The 14,303-nt window shown below is 50.0% G+C and carries 17 protein-coding genes; 8 read left to right on the top strand and 9 right to left on the bottom strand.

From position 1 onward, the window contains the following. Positions 1-339 precede the first annotated feature (339 nt). Both QZ367_RS07805 and QZ367_RS07810 read left to right on the top strand, forming a co-directional pair. Positions 340-864 carry a DUF4149 domain-containing protein gene (locus tag QZ367_RS07805; RefSeq protein WP_291939310.1) on the top strand — a complete coding sequence of 175 codons (525 nt, stop codon included), beginning with the start codon at positions 340-342 and terminating at the stop codon, positions 862-864. Then, positions 854-1,249 carry a YbgC/FadM family acyl-CoA thioesterase gene (locus tag QZ367_RS07810; protein ID WP_291939313.1) on the top strand — a complete coding sequence of 132 codons (396 nt, stop codon included), beginning with the start codon at positions 854-856 and terminating at the stop codon, positions 1,247-1,249. The genes QZ367_RS07805 and QZ367_RS07810 overlap by 11 nt, the downstream gene beginning before the upstream one ends. Positions 1,250-1,589: 340 nt before the next feature. Here QZ367_RS07810 and QZ367_RS07815 read toward each other — a convergent pair whose 3' ends face one another. The 7 genes from QZ367_RS07815 to QZ367_RS07845 are packed head-to-tail and all read right to left on the bottom strand — an operon-like array spanning position 1,590 to position 6,893. Beyond that, the gene (locus QZ367_RS07815) at positions 1,590-1,730 is read right to left on the bottom strand and encodes a hypothetical protein (RefSeq protein ID WP_291939316.1); all 141 of its coding nucleotides are present in this window, start codon (positions 1,728-1,730) and stop codon (positions 1,590-1,592) included. Further along, positions 1,727-2,383, bottom strand: a complete 657-nt coding sequence (locus QZ367_RS07820; RefSeq protein WP_291939319.1) for a uracil-DNA glycosylase family protein — start codon at positions 2,381-2,383, stop codon at positions 1,727-1,729. The genes QZ367_RS07815 and QZ367_RS07820 overlap by 4 nt, the downstream gene beginning before the upstream one ends. A gap of 7 nt (positions 2,384-2,390) precedes the next feature. After that, the gene (gene prmC / locus QZ367_RS07825) at positions 2,391-3,191 is read right to left on the bottom strand and encodes a peptide chain release factor N(5)-glutamine methyltransferase (RefSeq protein ID WP_291939322.1); all 801 of its coding nucleotides are present in this window, start codon (positions 3,189-3,191) and stop codon (positions 2,391-2,393) included. Then, entirely contained in the window at positions 3,178-4,386 is a 1,209-nt protein-coding gene (locus tag QZ367_RS07830) for a M48 family metallopeptidase (RefSeq protein ID WP_291939324.1), read from the bottom strand. The genes prmC and QZ367_RS07830 overlap by 14 nt, the downstream gene beginning before the upstream one ends. Positions 4,387-4,391: 5 nt before the next feature. Continuing rightward, complete coding sequence (abc-f, locus tag QZ367_RS07835) at positions 4,392-6,344, bottom strand: ribosomal protection-like ABC-F family protein (protein WP_291939327.1); 1,953 nt, start codon at positions 6,342-6,344, stop codon at positions 4,392-4,394. Between the two features lie 48 nt (positions 6,345-6,392). Beyond that, the gene (locus tag QZ367_RS07840; RefSeq protein ID WP_291939330.1) at positions 6,393-6,746 is read right to left on the bottom strand and encodes a hypothetical protein; all 354 of its coding nucleotides are present in this window, start codon (positions 6,744-6,746) and stop codon (positions 6,393-6,395) included. Continuing rightward, on the bottom strand, positions 6,747-6,893 hold the full coding sequence (locus tag QZ367_RS07845; RefSeq protein WP_291939333.1) for a hypothetical protein: 147 nt from the start codon (positions 6,891-6,893) through the stop codon (positions 6,747-6,749). On the opposite strand from QZ367_RS07845, the gene QZ367_RS07850 reads away from it, so the two are divergent. Further along, positions 6,883-7,518, top strand: coding sequence for an alpha/beta hydrolase-fold protein (locus tag QZ367_RS07850; protein ID WP_291939335.1), 636 nt, complete (start codon positions 6,883-6,885; stop codon positions 7,516-7,518). The genes QZ367_RS07845 and QZ367_RS07850 overlap by 11 nt on opposite strands. A gap of 784 nt (positions 7,519-8,302) precedes the next feature. On the opposite strand, the gene QZ367_RS07855 is transcribed toward QZ367_RS07850, so the two are convergent. Next, on the bottom strand, positions 8,303-8,926 hold the full coding sequence (locus tag QZ367_RS07855) for a hypothetical protein (RefSeq protein ID WP_291939337.1): 624 nt from the start codon (positions 8,924-8,926) through the stop codon (positions 8,303-8,305). A gap of 33 nt (positions 8,927-8,959) precedes the next feature. Beyond that, a complete protein-coding gene (locus tag QZ367_RS07860) occupies positions 8,960-9,946 on the bottom strand; it encodes an amidohydrolase family protein (protein ID WP_291939338.1) in 987 nt (328 codons plus the stop codon). Positions 9,947-10,164: 218 nt separating this feature from the next. On the opposite strand from QZ367_RS07860, the gene QZ367_RS07865 reads away from it, so the two are divergent. The 5 genes from QZ367_RS07865 to QZ367_RS07885 all read left to right on the top strand — a co-directional run bounded on the left by QZ367_RS07865 (position 10,165) and on the right by QZ367_RS07885 (position 14,178). Beyond that, positions 10,165-10,605: a GNAT family N-acetyltransferase gene (locus QZ367_RS07865; RefSeq protein WP_291939340.1), complete on the top strand. Its 441-nt coding sequence runs from the start codon at positions 10,165-10,167 to the stop codon at positions 10,603-10,605. 102 nt (positions 10,606-10,707) lie between these two features. After that, positions 10,708-10,959, top strand: a complete 252-nt coding sequence (locus QZ367_RS07870) for a hypothetical protein (RefSeq protein ID WP_291939341.1) — start codon at positions 10,708-10,710, stop codon at positions 10,957-10,959. Beyond that, entirely contained in the window at positions 10,956-11,237 is a 282-nt protein-coding gene (locus tag QZ367_RS07875; protein WP_291939343.1) for a type II toxin-antitoxin system RelE/ParE family toxin, read from the top strand. Before QZ367_RS07870 ends, QZ367_RS07875 begins: the two co-directional genes overlap by 4 nt. 254 nt (positions 11,238-11,491) lie before the next feature. Further along, on the top strand, positions 11,492-12,814 hold the full coding sequence (locus QZ367_RS07880) for an MATE family efflux transporter (protein WP_291939345.1): 1,323 nt from the start codon (positions 11,492-11,494) through the stop codon (positions 12,812-12,814). Further along, a complete protein-coding gene (locus QZ367_RS07885; protein ID WP_291939347.1) occupies positions 12,790-14,178 on the top strand; it encodes a M48 family metallopeptidase in 1,389 nt (462 codons plus the stop codon). The genes QZ367_RS07880 and QZ367_RS07885 overlap by 25 nt, the downstream gene beginning before the upstream one ends. The last annotated feature ends 125 nt before the right edge of the window (positions 14,179-14,303 follow it).

Here is a 14,303-nt window from a genome sequence, read left to right on the forward strand (position 1 = left end):
TCGGTGCGAAACAGAATTGTGATTATACAAGAGCGATGCTTAAAGGGGGCTGAATGGGCATTAGAAATTTTAAAAAACGATTTGGAAAATTTTAAATTTCATAATGAAATTTTAGCCGCAGTGCGTTTTAATACAAAATTTCTTCTCTGCTCTCCAATAAAAATTTTATAAATTTCGCATGCCGTTGCATCCAAAAATTCAAAATTTCATCATGTTTGCGACCGCCGACCGCACCCATTCGTCCATAAAACCTGCTTGCAAAACACTTAAGCGCACGATTATAAGATTTCGCTATAATCACGTCCGATTTAAAATTTATCAAAATTTAAAAGGATTTCTATGCGCGCAATTTTTTCTATCTATATCTTCATCATCGCGGCCCTTATCGGCATCGAGCTCTCGCTCGGCGCACTCGTCGCGCCCGTGGTATTTTTTCCGCAGCAGATTACCGGAGAGGGCGTGCTATCGCACTTTCAAAGCGGCAAGCTAATGAGCGAGATCTTCGTAAAATACGGCGGCATCCTCATCGCAGTCTCGATCATCTGTCTCGTTTTTGAGATGATAAATTTCAACAATAACAAATCGCAATCCTTTCGCTTGCGCCTTTCGACTCTGATGCTGACGCTCATAAATATCATACTTGCCCTGCTTTTCGTGCTTTACTTTACCGACTACGTCATAAATGCCCAAAAGATCGGTGCAGAAGCGACGATGACGCAGGAATTTGCCCAAATCCACGCGGCTAGCGAATGGTGCATGAAACTCATCATCGTGTTTCAAATGGTGCTGTTTTTCGCAAAAATCCTCCCCGCCCTCGCCGCGAAAAAGGCAGCACCAGAGCAAAGCGCAGCCGATGCAGATTAAAATTTACTACGAAGATACCGACGCGCAGGGCATCGTGTATCACGCCAACTACATTAAATTTTGCGAGCGGGCGCGCAGCGAGGCGCTTATGCAGGCAGGGGTGGACTTCGCGCGCGCGGACGCACACTTCGTAGTTAGCGAGCTTTGCGCTAAATTTCTCCGCCCCGCGCGCCTCGGCGATACGCTTGAAATTCACACGAGCCTAGCTGCGCTCAAAAACGCCAGCGCCATTTTGCGACAAGAAATTTACAAGATCAAAGATATTAAAAACGTAGATTTCAGCGAGCTTTTATACGTGCAGGACGTAAAAATCGCCTTCGTAAAAGACGGCAGGCCAATCAAATTTAGCGCCGAAATTTTAGAATTTTTCAAATCTTTGAGATAAATTTATCTCGCGAGTTCAAATTTACCTAGTCGTGCGGTGCAAACATAGCGCAGACCGACCTTAGGCGTAAAATTTAAGGATACGCAGAGCTCTTAGGCAAAATAAAATTTACAGGCTAGATAAAATTTTACGACATAGAATTTCGCTCGGCATTGAGGTTTAAATTTAACGCTACGTCGCAACGCAAATCCCTCACGCGCCCCGAGATAGCCAGATAGAAAGCAAAATTAAAAATATCAGAATTTTGCGATGGCGTTAAATTTTGCCTTGCCCCGCCGCTTTATGAAATTTCTCGCCATTAAATTTCAACCCGCGCAGATCGAGTCTGTGTTTTACTCCGCTAAAATCCCGCTAGTCCGTGAAATTTAAGCAGGCTAAATTCGCCCCGTCCGCTCGCCGCAATGAAAATCGCGGCGTCCGCGCAAAAAGCTGCGCGCAAAATCAAAACGGCACGCAAAGAAAGCGCCAAAATGCACCTCATAACAGCTCTTTTATCTTTTGCAGATCCTCTTTGAAAAGCTCCGCCTTGCTCGGATTTTGCGCGATGAATGCAGGATCGAAGCTCGGCACGAAACTGATGCCGCCCTCGTTAAAGACCGAGCCGTGCAGCGCGTCCATGCCCGCCAGATCGCCGTTTCGCAGCACGATTTTACAGCAGAGCTCCCCTAGGCAGAGCACGACTTTGGGTTTTAAAATTTTGATTTCATCAGTCAGATACGGCGCGCATTTTAAAATTATTTCCGAGCTTATGCGCCTATTTTGCGGCACCGCGCACCTTATCAGAAAGCTAAAATAAATTTCTTCCGGTGCGCAAATTTGATCCAGCGCCGCTTCAATCTCAGCCTCCAAACCGCCGCCAAAACCCTCGCTAACGCCCGGCGCTAGAGCTACGATCATAAGTTTTATGCTCGTAGGAGTTTTGAAATTTTTGATAGTTTTTAAATTTTTAAAATTTTGCTCGCTAGAGCTCGTGCGCGTTTTGGCAAGCTCGCAGAGATTGCACTCGGCGGTAGCGGATTTTAGCGCGTCCAGCGCCTTAAAAAATCGTGCGCCGCCGCTTAAAATTTCGGCGCCTACGTAGCGGTAGCCGAACGCTTTGTAATAAAGCAGTCTGCGTAGTTGCGAGCTTTGCACGGCGCGCCTACGATCTGTTTAAATTTCGCGCGACGAATCCGCGATCAAACTGCGCCAAATCTTTGTAAAATTCCGCCCTAAAGCCCTGCTCGCGCAAAAACGCCGACAAACTCTGCTTTTGATCGTAGCCCATCTCGCAGGCTAGAAATTTTGCGCGCCGTGCAGCGATCAGCACGATGCATTTTAAAATTTCATCCCCCCTCTCGCCGCCAAACAGCGCCTGTTTCGGCTCTTGCAGCACGCGCGCGTCCAATGCGTAGGAGTTTGCGATATAGGGCGGATTTGAGACGATGAGATCAAACTCGCCCGCGATCTCATCCGCGTAGGCGCAGTGTAGAAACTCGACGTCTGCGCCCAAATTTGCGGCGTTTGCGCGCGCCACCTCAAGCGCATCCGCGCTGATGTCACTGGCCGCGATGCGGCAAGAAGGAAGGAGTTTTTTTAAACAGATAGCTATTATGCCGCTGCCCGTGCCGATCTCGCAAATGCGCGGCTCGCCCAAGCTCTGCGCCAAAATAAGAGCTTTTTTCACTAAAATTTCGGTCTCGCAGCGCGGTATCAACACTCGCTCGTCGACGTAAAATTTAAAGCCCATAAACTCGCAGCTTTGCGTGATGTATTCAAGCGGGCGACCGTCTTTGAACTCGGCTATCTTGGCGCGAAATTCCGCTTCATGCGCGAGCTCTTCCGAGCATCTTAGCACGAGCTGCTCACCTTCAAGGCGCTCACAGAATTTTAAAATTTCGCGCGCGACGTATTTTGAGCCGCACTGCCCCAAGCCCCATCTTAGCGCCTCAGCGATCCTCATCAAGCTCTCTTATGCGCTCATACAGGCTCGGGTGCGAATGATACACCGCGGCGTAAATTTTATGAGCGAGCGGAAACGCCTTGTTTTCGCTGCCCAGCTTCTTTAGCGCGCCGATCATGCTCTTTTTATCCTGCATGCTGGCACCGTGCCGGTCCGCGCTAAATTCGTGCATGCGGCTAAACTTGGAGATCACCGGCTCAAAAAACGCATGCAAGATCGGCGCAAACAAAATCATAAAAACCAGCGTCGCGCCCCCGCCCTCGCTAAGCCCCAGCGCGCCAAACACGCCCCCGGGAAGGTTTCCGAATACCGCGAATGTCGCGCCCAAAAGCACGAAGCTAAGCGCTAAATTTTTCAAAACATCGCCGTGTTTGAAATGCCCGAGCTCGTGCCCTAAAACGGCTAAAATTTCATCCTCGCTCAGCTTTTCTATGAGCGTGTCGAAGAGCACGACCTTTTTCGTCGCGCCGAAGCCGCCGAAATAGGCGTTTAGGCGCTTGTCGCGCTTGCTTACGTCGATCGTAAAAACGCCGCTACTTTTAAAGCCGCAGCGCTGCAAAAGCCCCTCTATGCGCTCTTTTAGCTCACCTTGCTGTAGCGGCTGCATCTTATTAAACAGCGGTGCGATAACGGTCGGATAGATCAAATTTATCAGTAAAACTACGCCGAAGCTTAGCAGAAAGCCCCAGACCCACCAGTGCGTGCCCAGGCTATTTACGCAAAAAACGAGCGCAGAGGCTACTGCAAAGCCAAAAACCAGCGTGAGCGCAAGCGATTTTAGCGCGTCTTTTACGAAAACGGCGGGCGTTATCGTGGAAAAGCCTAGGCGTCTGTCTTTAACAAAGGTTTTGTAAATCTCAAGCGGAAGCGATATCGCGCCGCCGATAATTAAAAACGCCGTCACGAAGCAGCTCTGCGCAAAAATCCCGTCGCCAGCTAGCTCATATATTGCGCGCTGTAACGCGCCAGCGCCTGCAAGTATCCAAATAAGCGCCACCGCAAAAGAAAAGCAGTGCGAAAATATATTAAATTTTAAATTTACCGCGCCGACCTCGCCCGCCTTGTGATAATCATCCTCGCTAAGCACCACTGCAGGCTCTTTTAGCTTGGCGCGAATGAAGCTTAGCTCGAGCAGATCGAGCGAAATTTTATAAATCGTGTAAAGCGCGTATAAAAAGATCAAAAACCAAACCATCGCGCCTACTTTAGGCTCTCGGCAAGCGAAAGCACTTCGTAATATTCATTTTCCATACTGTTTAACGTTCCTCTTTTTTCTTCAAGTTCTTCAAAAAGCCCCTGCATACCGAGCTTTTGATAAATTTCAGGCGTCGAAAGCGCGTGATTTAGCTCTTTTATACGCGCCTCGATAGCCTCGATTTTAGCGGGATACTCCTCTAAAATTTTATTCTGCTTGTAGCTAAGCTTCGCGGCGCTCGTTTTTTCCTTTTTGTTTTCGCGACCGCCTTCGTCCTCGCTCGCACTCGCGCCAGCGTCGGCCTCGATCTGGTCAATCTCCGCCATCTCGTCTTCAAACTCCAAATACTGCGAATAGGGCATTTGAATTTGATCGATCGTGCCGTTTTTTTCAAAAACCCAAAGCTTATTTGTAATCTTATCGATGAAATAGCGATCGTGGCTTACGATGATTACCGCACCTTCGAAGCTTAGCAGATAGTCTTCCAAAATATTGATCGTCGCGATATCAAGATCGTTTGTGGGCTCGTCCAAAATCAGGCAATCGTACTGCTCAGTAAAGAGCTTGGCAAGCGCCAGGCGGTTCTTTTCGCCGCCGCTAAGCACGCCCACGGGTTTGTCTAAAAATTCCTTCGGAAACAAGAAATTTTTCAAATACCCATAGACGTGCATGTAGCTGCCGCGGACGCTTATATGATCGCCGCCGTTGGGGCAGAAAATTTCGATTATGCTTTTATCGTCCGTGATACCGCTGCGGGTCTGATCGAAGTAGCCGATCCTGATCTCGCCGCGTTTGATCTCGCCCGCATCGATCTTGCTGCGACCGAGTAGAATTTTAAGCAGAGTGCTTTTGCCAGCGCCGTTAGCGCCTACGATACCGATACGCTCGCCCTGCAAAACCCGCGCCGAAAAGCCCTTGAAAAGCACCTTGCCATTTAAAATTTTACCGATATTCGTGCATTCAAAGAGCATTTTTTTGCGATTGTCGCCGCCCGTGCCGTTAAAGCTCCTGCTCGCGCGCTCCAGCTCGAGCCGCACGCGACGGATCGCGCCCGGGTTTTTCTTCGCATCCTGCCTCATCTGCATGATACGCGCCTTGCGCCCTTCGTTGCGCTTTAGGCGAGCTTTTACGCCGCGGTGCAGCCACTCCTCCTCGGCGCGCAGCTGTTTAAGCAGCGTCTCGTGGGACTTTTCGAGCGAAGCAAGCATCTCCTGCTTGCGCCTCAGATAGTTCTCGTATCCGCCGTCGAAATTTGAAATTTTACCCTCTTCGATCTCGATACTGCGCGTCGCCAAGCGGTCTATGAAGTAGCGATCGTGGCTGATAAAAACGATCGTCTGCTTCGAGCTAAGCAGCATCTCCTCTAAAAATTTCACCATATAGACGTCGAGGTGGTTCGTGGGCTCGTCCAGCAGCAGCACGTCGGGCTTTTTAAGCACCAGCGCACCCAACGCCACGCGACGAATTTCGCCGCCGCTAAGCGTACAGACGGAGCGGTTTTCGTAAATTTTAAGTCCGAAATTTTGCAGCACCTGCTCGATCTTATTATCGATCTGCCAGCCGTCCTTGGCCTCGATAAATTTAATCAGCTCGTCCTGGCGCGCCAAAAGCTCCTTGTTTTCGGGCTGTGCGGCGATTTTGCTCGAGATCGCATCGTATTCGCTAAGGGCGGCGTAAATTTCGGCTAGCTCCCGTCGCAGCGCGTCTTTGACTGAGAGATTTTCGTCAAATTTAGGCGTTTGAGCGAGCATCTGGATATTTAGCCCGTTTTGAGTGATCACGCGTCCCTCGTCAATCTCGCACAGACCTGCAATTATCTTCATCAGCGTGGACTTGCCGCCGCCGTTTTTGCCGATCACGGCGACGCGCTCGTTAGCGTCCAGTGCGAAATTTACGCCGTCCAAAACGACATGAGAGCCGAATTTTTTCGTAACATCGATAAGCTCGATCAAAGCCAATTTTAAGTTCCTCTAGTGTTAAATTTGATGATTTTACACAAAATTCTATTAAATTTTAATAACTTTTAAGGCTTTAGCGATGCAAAGTTTGGAATTTAACGGCTTGCGCGTAGAAATTTTCGCCCCGCACGCGCCGTCTTTTGGGACAACTACGCACGCACAGTCTATCAAATCCACGTCGGATACCCTGCCAGACACCTCTGCATCCGCGCAATTTGTCTCATCTGAGCTTCTACCGTCCCCCTCATCCGCACGGGATGATCCGCCCGCCGTTCCGTTCGGTCTGTCCGCGCAGGCTACTTCATCTGAGCCTCCCGCGTCTGCAGCACCGAATACACCGCTCGTTACGTCCATCGCGCCCGCTTTTCCCTCCTCTCTCGCCGCGCCTAAGGCACAAGCCATTCAACCCGCTGCGTCGTCCGTGCTAGATACTGCACCCGAATTTACGGCGGCTACCGACTCGATTTCATCCGCGTCATCGATGCCGAATATAGTGCCAGCCGCGTCTGCACAAATCGCCTCGCCCCGCTTGGGTGCCGTGCCGATCATATACCTGCACGCCTTGGACTTTGGCGCGACCGGCATGGGCGAAATTTACGAGCTCGTCTCGCGACAAAGCGGCGCGGATTTCGTGCTTGCGGCGATCTATCTAAACGAGGTGCAGTGGGGCGATAAGCTTAGCCCGTGGGCGGCAAAATCGCCGTTTAAGGGGGTGCGCGATTTCGCAGGCGGCGGCGCGGCGCACTTAGAAAAATTTACGGACGAGCTGATCCCGCGTATCGAGCGGCACGTATTCGGCGCGGGAAAGCCTACGTGGCGAGCGTGCGCGGGATACTCGCTGGCGGGGCTTTTTAGCGCGTATGCGGCGTTTGCGAGCGATAAATTTCAAAAGATCGCCTGCGTCTCGGCGTCGTTTTGGTTTAGCGGCTTTGATGCCTTCGTCGCCGCGCACTCGCCGCAAAGGGGGTTGGCGCATGTCTACGCATCCTTGGGCGAGGCCGAGATGAACCCGAAAAATCCGCGCGGAGCACTCTACGGAGAGACTGCGCGAAATTTTATCGCAAAATGCCGCAGTGCGGGTGCGAAAGCGGAGTTTGAGCAAAATCCGGGCGGGCATATGCAAGATGAGATCGCAAGAATTTCAAAGGCGCTTTTAAGCCTCATAAATTCCTAAAATTCGAGTAAATTTTAAAATTTAGCGGGGCGGGCAATTAAACGGCAGGCGCGACAAATAGGCGCTGCGAGAGATTGAAACAAACGAGCCGAGAAGCGGCACGAAGCGTAAATTTAAAGCGAGCCGCCGCTAGAATTTCTCGCCAGCGGTTTTTTGTGCGATGCAATGAAATTTAAAACAAACTCGCATTAAAATTTTATAGCGCAAGCGGTGCGACAAGAATGGTGCAGCGCAATTCGGCGCGAATGACACAACGCGTCGTTGGTATTTTAGCAGCTTTGAGCGTAAATCATGCAACGCAGCGTCGATGCGGCATAGGCGATGCGGTGTATGCGGATTTCAAGCAGACTGCCGCTAAATTTTGAAGGTTGCGCTAGCGGTTTAAAACTTAAAGCGAGCCGTCGTTATAAAATTAAAGCAAATCATGTCGCGGCTAGGATTTAGCGCGTCTGTGAGCTAAATTTAAAGCGGTGCGGCGCCGTGTATGATCTCACCATTTCGTTTATCGTACCTGCGAACTAAATTAAACTGCTGAAATTTCAAAATTTGTACCGCGTCAAAGAGTGCTTTGATACTACGATACACGCCGCTCGGTTTAAATTTTAAAATTTAGCGTCGAGCGAGCAATTAAACGACAGGCTCGACAAAACTGGAGCTGCAAAGTATTCTTACAACCCTAAAATATCTGCAATAACAGCAAAAAATTCTCGCAATATATCCGCAACAAGGATAAAAAATCCTACAAAAATTCCCGCTAAAATTTCATACAAAACCGCTGTAAAATTTACCTGCGTTTAATACCGTAGCCGTCCTTATCCACGCATATAAAGCTCGTCGTAGCGCCTCCGTCGCGCGCCATCACCACGCCGTCTGCGGCAAATCTATCATCACAGCCGATCTCGTAGTCTTTTTTCACGGCCTCGCTCGCAGGACCCTCGAAAATCTCATAAAATTCCGACACAAACCCGTCTTTGTAATAAATAGCGGTTTTATCCTCGCCCTCCCAGATGCTTACGCCCTGGGCATTTGCGCTTTTTACTTTGGCTTTAAGTTCATTAAAAGTCCCAAAATCCCAGCCTAAAATTTTTAAAACGACGCGCTCGTTCGTCTTTTCGTCTATACTATAAAAACTCGCACTTCGGTTTTTGTCTTTATTCACGGCTATCATGCTTGAGACCCCGTCGCCGTCAAAACGGACGTCAAAAGAAACTCCCCCAGGTTTTATCTCGCGTGCAAAATCGCGCAGGGCTAAAATTTGAACGCGATTTTGCTCATAATTTTCCGCCAAATCCGGCTCCGCAAAGAATAGTTTGTAGATTAAAAACCCTGCAGTTAGCACAAGCGCGGCGCCTACGAGAAGCTTAAATAACCTAAAAATTTCCGAGAAAAAATATTTTATAAAATTCACGCCCGCCTTCTAAATTTCATCGAATTTCGCCGTCTACGCAAAGGGCAGAATTTTTTTATAATTGCTCCACAGCTCGCTCTCCTCGCCGAAATACGCGAGCAGTCCGCGCGCGTTGCGATCGAAAGGGTTGGGCTCTTTATGCAGTGCGATACGCTGCGACAGGCGCAGATCGTAGGTGTTGTATATCGCAGAATAGGGCACTGGAAAGTCAGAAGCGTAAAGCAGGCGCGAGTGCACGTCCGTTTGGCTCGCCAGATGCGGCAGAGCCTTGGCGCGCACCGGCGTCATAAGCGCGGAAACGTCGGCGTAGAGGTTTTTGTGCGTGCGCAGAAGCGCTAGAAGCGCAAAATAATCGTGTCCGAAATTTCGCGGGCGGCGCGAGAGCGCACGAAAAATATGCGAATATTCGTAGTTAATCGCCATGTGCGCGCACACCGTCGTAACGCCCAGCTCAAGCGGCGCGTAGATCATCTCCAACGCCTCGCAGCGGCGAGTGCTGGGCACCGAGCTTTCGTTGCCGACGTGGATCACCAGCGGCAAGCCGAACTTGGCGAGCTTTTCAAAATACGGCACGTAGCGAGGCAGCCTCGTATCCAGATCCCAATAGTTTTGTAAAAATTTCGCCCCCTTAAATCCGAGCTCAAAGCAGCGATCGATCTCATCTAGCGCGTCCGCTCGCTTCGGATTGATGCTAAAAAACGGCACGATGAGATCAGGGTTTTTTTGATAAATTTCGAACACGCTGTCGTTGTCCGCGCAGACGGTCTTATCGCGATGGATTAGCTCGCCCGTGTCGCTAAATTTAGCATCCACGCCGAAAAGTACCGCCTTTTTAACGTATTTCGAAGCTCTAAGCCCGCCGAGCAGAGCGTCCACATAGGCCTCGTATGGCTCTTTGATCGCGCGCGATACGTCTATGCCGAAGCGCCTGCCGAAAAGGCGCAGCGCAAGCCTGTCGTAAGGGCGGTCGAAGCGCACCTCCTTGCTTAGCAGATGGACGTGAAAATCAAGCGTTTGCATCGGGGATCCTTGGGAAAATTTTGCCGAGTTTATATCAAATTGCGGTAAATGGTTAGAATTTTAAATTCGGATTTAAATTTACGCACCGCGCCCTGCCGCGCCTTTAAATTTTAAAATTTAAACCTCGACGAAAGAGCCGCTAATTGATATTTAATGCCGTTTTAAAGCTATGGCGATATACTTGCGATTTGAAAAGCTATTTCAATTAAGGAGCGAAGATGGAGTTTGAAATTTTAGAAAATTCCGCCGATTTTAAGCCTAGTGATCTGGATGAGATAATGGTCTCGATCGGTTGGGATACAGAGCAAAACGCAGCCTCCGTGCCGCCGCACGAGACATACAGGGTGTGGCGAACCTATGATTACGTGGCGATCGCCAAAACGCAAGGCAAGACCGTGGGGGTGCTGGAGGCGTTTTGCGACCGCGACAACTTCGCTACGAGCTATCTTTACTGCGTGATAGTTCATAAGGATTATCAAAGGCGCGGTATCGGCACGGCGCTCGTAAATGCCTTTAATAAGCGCTTTGCGCACACCACCACCTTTGTCGTAACCCCTCTGCACAAGGCCGAAGGCGCCGGAGAATTCCTACAAAAGTGCGGTTTTAAGGACGCGTCGGAGCACTTCACGGTCCACATGAGGAAGCGAAATTCGATCTAGCGGGCGTAAATTTTAAAATTTTATCGAGCTTTGGCTCTAAAACGGTTGGAATTTTAAATTTAGCTATGAGCTGCTATAATCGCTAAAATTTAAGGAGCTAAAATGATCACTATGCAGATCCAAAGCGGCGTCGATCGCGATACTCTCGAAACTTTTAAGAAGCTTTTTTTAAAAATCGATCCCTCCGCGCAGATCACTCTAAGCGGCGAGAAAAGCTTAGAAACGATTCTGTCGGAGTTTAGATCAGGCGAAAGTTACGACGAGATAAAAAACGGAATGGATGCAGATTTAAAATCATACGCAAACGGCGATCTAAGCGGCTTTGAGGAGCTAGGCAAGGGCTGGAAAAATTGAAAATAATCCAGTCTAAAAGATTTCGCGCGCAGCTTAGCAAGATCGTAGAATTTATCGCAGAGCGCTCAGAGGATGCGGCAGAAAATTTTAAAAACGAGCTTTTTGCGCGAGCAGGCGAGCTTAGCTTTATGCCGTATAAATTTCGTAGATCAAAAAGCTTTGACGATGATAGAATTAGAGATTTTGTATTTAAGGGTTTCGTAATCCCGTATCTAATAGACGAACCCAACGATACAATCGTTATCCTAGCGATATTTAAGCAAAATCTATTGAGATAGCTTGACGCCCGTTTAAAAACATCTGCGTTTAAAATTCCGCGCTCCGTTTATTAAAACCACCCATTCGCCGCCGTCGCAGCGCCAAAGAGATCAACCGCTCGTCTGCGCTAAATCACCGCATATTCGCGCCGGGTGCCGTAAATTCTAATTTTACGTATGCCGCACGGCGTGCAAAAACAACTCCGCTCGCTCCCTGCGTAAAAGCAAACCTAAAAGAATTTTCGGCTACAATTTCCCCCAAATAAAGGCAAAATATGAAAGAAATCTCGCTACTAAGGCTCTCGCTCGCAATCTACATCGATATGTTTTTGCACCTCGTGACCACGTTTATCAACACCTACATGATCTCGCGCGTGGACGTCTCGCTAGTAGGCGCGCTTGGGGCGGGCAACGAGATATTTTTGCTCTTCGTCACCGTTTTCGGTTTTCTGGCCGTGGGCTGCTCGGTTCTCGTAGCGCAGGCGCTCGGGGCGAAAAACAAAGTCCTAGCCATGCGCGCGATCCACACGAGCATCGCGTTCAACGCGCTTGTTGGGCTTTGTAGCGGCGTTTTCGTCTTTAGCTGCGCGCCGTTTTTGCTGCACGCGCTGCAGGTGCCCGCCGAGCTTTTGAGCGAAAGCGCGATCTATCTTAAGGTTATCAGCATCGTCTTTGCAATAGACGCCGTCGCGATCGTGCTTAGCGCCATCGTGCGCGTTTACGGATACGCAAATTTCATCATCGCGGTCTCCGTGGTGATGAATCTAGTAACTCTCGCGGGCAACTACGTCGTGCTATTTAGGCCGTTCGGACTGCCGTACTACGGGCTTGAGGGCATCGGCGTGAGCACGATCGCGGGGCGCATGATCGGCGTATTTTTATTCTTTCTCATCATTACGAAGGTGCTAAAAATAAAATTTTACCTCACGATGTTTTTAAAGATCAAGCTCGCCACGCTGCGTAAAATTCTATCCGTAGGGCTTCCTAGCGCTGGCGAAAACATGCTGTGGATCGTGCAGTATCTAGTCGCCTTCGCCTTTGTAGCGAGCATGGGCGAGGCGAGCCTTACCGTGCAGACGATCTATTTTCAAATTTCATCATTCATCTTCTTCGGCGGAAGCGCGATCAGCATGGCAAACGAAGTGATCGTAGGCCGCCTCGTAGGCGCCGCCAAGCCGCAGGAGGCGTACCGACACACTTTTACCGCGCTGCGCTTTGGGCTTGGGGCGACGGCGCTTTTTGTCGCGATCGTGTTTTTAGCGCGCGAGCAGATCATGGAGCTACTGAGCCTAAACGAGGCGCACAAGCAGGTCATGCGGCCGCTTTTTTACTTAACGCTCGGGCTTGAGTTCGGACGGACGCTTAATATCGTCTTCGTAAACGCCCTGCGCGCAAGCGGCGACGCGAGGTTTCCCTTTGCGATGGGCGTGATCTTTATGTGGGGCGTCTCGATCCCCGTGGGCTGGCTTTTGGGCATTCATCTGGGGTATGGAATTTTGGGCGTTTGGATCGGGTTTTTCTGCGACGAGTGGCTGCGCGGCAGCGCCAATACGGCGCGATGGATAAGTAAAAAATGGCAGAGCAAAAAGTTAGTCTAAATTTGCTAGGCTTGCCGATCAGTCTGCGTTTTAAGCGGATGAAATACGCGCGCATCCGCATCAATAAAGAGTGCGAGATCAGCGTCAGCGTGCCGCACTCCTATACCGCGGCGCAGGCGAAAGACTTCATCCTAAAGCACAAAAGCTGGATCCGCCAAACGCTAGAGCGGCTGCGAAGCAAACTCTTAGCAAGCGATCAGGTTAGAATTTTAGGCAAAATTTACAAGCTGAAATTTAGCCGCGAGGTCGAGCTCGGTACAAACTGCGGCGCGAGTAAAAATTTAAACGATGGCGTCGTGCGGAGCTGCATGAACTGGGCGAATGGCGATGCGAGTAGCGGCGCAGGCGGCGTAAATTCAGCCCATTTACAAAGCGGCGCGGACATAAGCGGTAGCGGCGGCGATGTGAGCGGCAGCGCAAACAATGCCACGGGCGGCATGAATGACGGTGCGGACGGCGATATGGGAGGTGAAATTTTAAAATTTCACTCGGGCGAACGCACTTCGCAAAGTAGTGCGGCGGGCGAGGATTTGAAATTTGACCTACCGGACGATGCTGCGCAAGGGCTCGCACAGCAAAGCGCAATGCGACAAAGCAGCGGGTTTATAGATACGGCGGCTCAAAATGTTTTCGAGCAATCCTGCGGCGAGATTTTTAAATTTCACTCGGACGGGTGCGCTCCACAAAGCGACGACGCAGGTAAATTTAACTCCGCCGCAAGCGGTGAAATTTTAAAATTTAACCCTGCCGCAGGGGATGAAATTTCAAAATTTAAACCTGTCGCGGGCGAAGAAATTTTAAAATTTAAACCCGCTGTGAGCGGAGAAATTTCAAATTTTAGTTTTGATACGAGTGAGGAAATTCCGCTCATGAGCGAAAAAATTTCAAAATCCGCGAGCGAAAACGTGCCGCAAAATGTAGCGCAAAGCGCGCAAGCGGCGGAGCGCGACGAGCCCGATTTTACGATCAAAAATTTTATCCGAAGCTCTAAATTTAAAGATAAAATTTTTATGTCACGAGGCGTGATCTTTTGCGAGAGCGAGGGCGAGTTTGCGGCGTTTAAAAAGGCCTTTGCGCTTGAGCTTTATCTGCGCTATATCGCGAAATTTTCGCCGCGGATAGGTCGCAAAATCGCGCGGGTACGGGTGCGCAAAATGCAGACGCGCTGGGGCAGCTGCAACCACGCTAAGGGCTATCTCAACTTCTCGCTAAGCCTGATAGAGCGGGATCCGCGCTTCGTCGAATACGTCGTGCTGCACGAGCTCGCGCACCTCATCCACGCAAATCACGGAGCGGATTTTTACGCGCTCATCGCACAGATCATGCCCGATTTTAGGGCACGTATCAAGCTAGGCAAGGGCTAGTTCGCGAACGGAGCGCTCGCTTAAATTTTATGCCACTGCGTCGCGGTTCTTGCCGCAGTCGATAAATTTCAACCGATCTTCCGTCACGCCGTAGCAGGCCGCAACCAGTTCAAACTCGTGCGATA

The organism is Campylobacter sp. (genome assembly GCF_019423325.1).
Taxonomy (GTDB): domain Bacteria; phylum Campylobacterota; class Campylobacteria; order Campylobacterales; family Campylobacteraceae; genus Campylobacter_B.

Excerpts from the sequence above, each read along its gene's own strand:
- QZ367_RS07805 (WP_291939310.1), top strand. The coding sequence starts at position 340 with ATGCGCGCAATTTTTTCTATCTATATCTTCATCATCGCGGCCCTTATC.
- QZ367_RS07810 (WP_291939313.1), top strand. The coding sequence starts at position 854 with ATGCAGATTAAAATTTACTACGAAGATACCGACGCGCAGGGCATCGTG.
- QZ367_RS07815 (WP_291939316.1), bottom strand. The coding sequence starts at position 1,730 with ATGAGGTGCATTTTGGCGCTTTCTTTGCGTGCCGTTTTGATTTTGCGC.
- prmC (WP_291939322.1), bottom strand. The coding sequence starts at position 3,191 with ATGAGGATCGCTGAGGCGCTAAGATGGGGCTTGGGGCAGTGCGGCTCA.
- QZ367_RS07830 (WP_291939324.1), bottom strand. The coding sequence starts at position 4,386 with ATGGTTTGGTTTTTGATCTTTTTATACGCGCTTTACACGATTTATAAA.
- QZ367_RS07840 (WP_291939330.1), bottom strand. The coding sequence starts at position 6,746 with ATGGCTTGTGCCTTAGGCGCGGCGAGAGAGGAGGGAAAAGCGGGCGCG.
- QZ367_RS07845 (WP_291939333.1), bottom strand. The coding sequence starts at position 6,893 with ATGATCGGCACGGCACCCAAGCGGGGCGAGGCGATTTGTGCAGACGCG.
- QZ367_RS07860 (WP_291939338.1), bottom strand. The coding sequence starts at position 9,946 with ATGCAAACGCTTGATTTTCACGTCCATCTGCTAAGCAAGGAGGTGCGC.
- QZ367_RS07865 (WP_291939340.1), top strand. The coding sequence starts at position 10,165 with ATGGAGTTTGAAATTTTAGAAAATTCCGCCGATTTTAAGCCTAGTGAT.
- QZ367_RS07870 (WP_291939341.1), top strand. The coding sequence starts at position 10,708 with ATGATCACTATGCAGATCCAAAGCGGCGTCGATCGCGATACTCTCGAA.
- QZ367_RS07880 (WP_291939345.1), top strand. The coding sequence starts at position 11,492 with ATGAAAGAAATCTCGCTACTAAGGCTCTCGCTCGCAATCTACATCGAT.
- QZ367_RS07885 (WP_291939347.1), top strand. The coding sequence starts at position 12,790 with ATGGCAGAGCAAAAAGTTAGTCTAAATTTGCTAGGCTTGCCGATCAGT.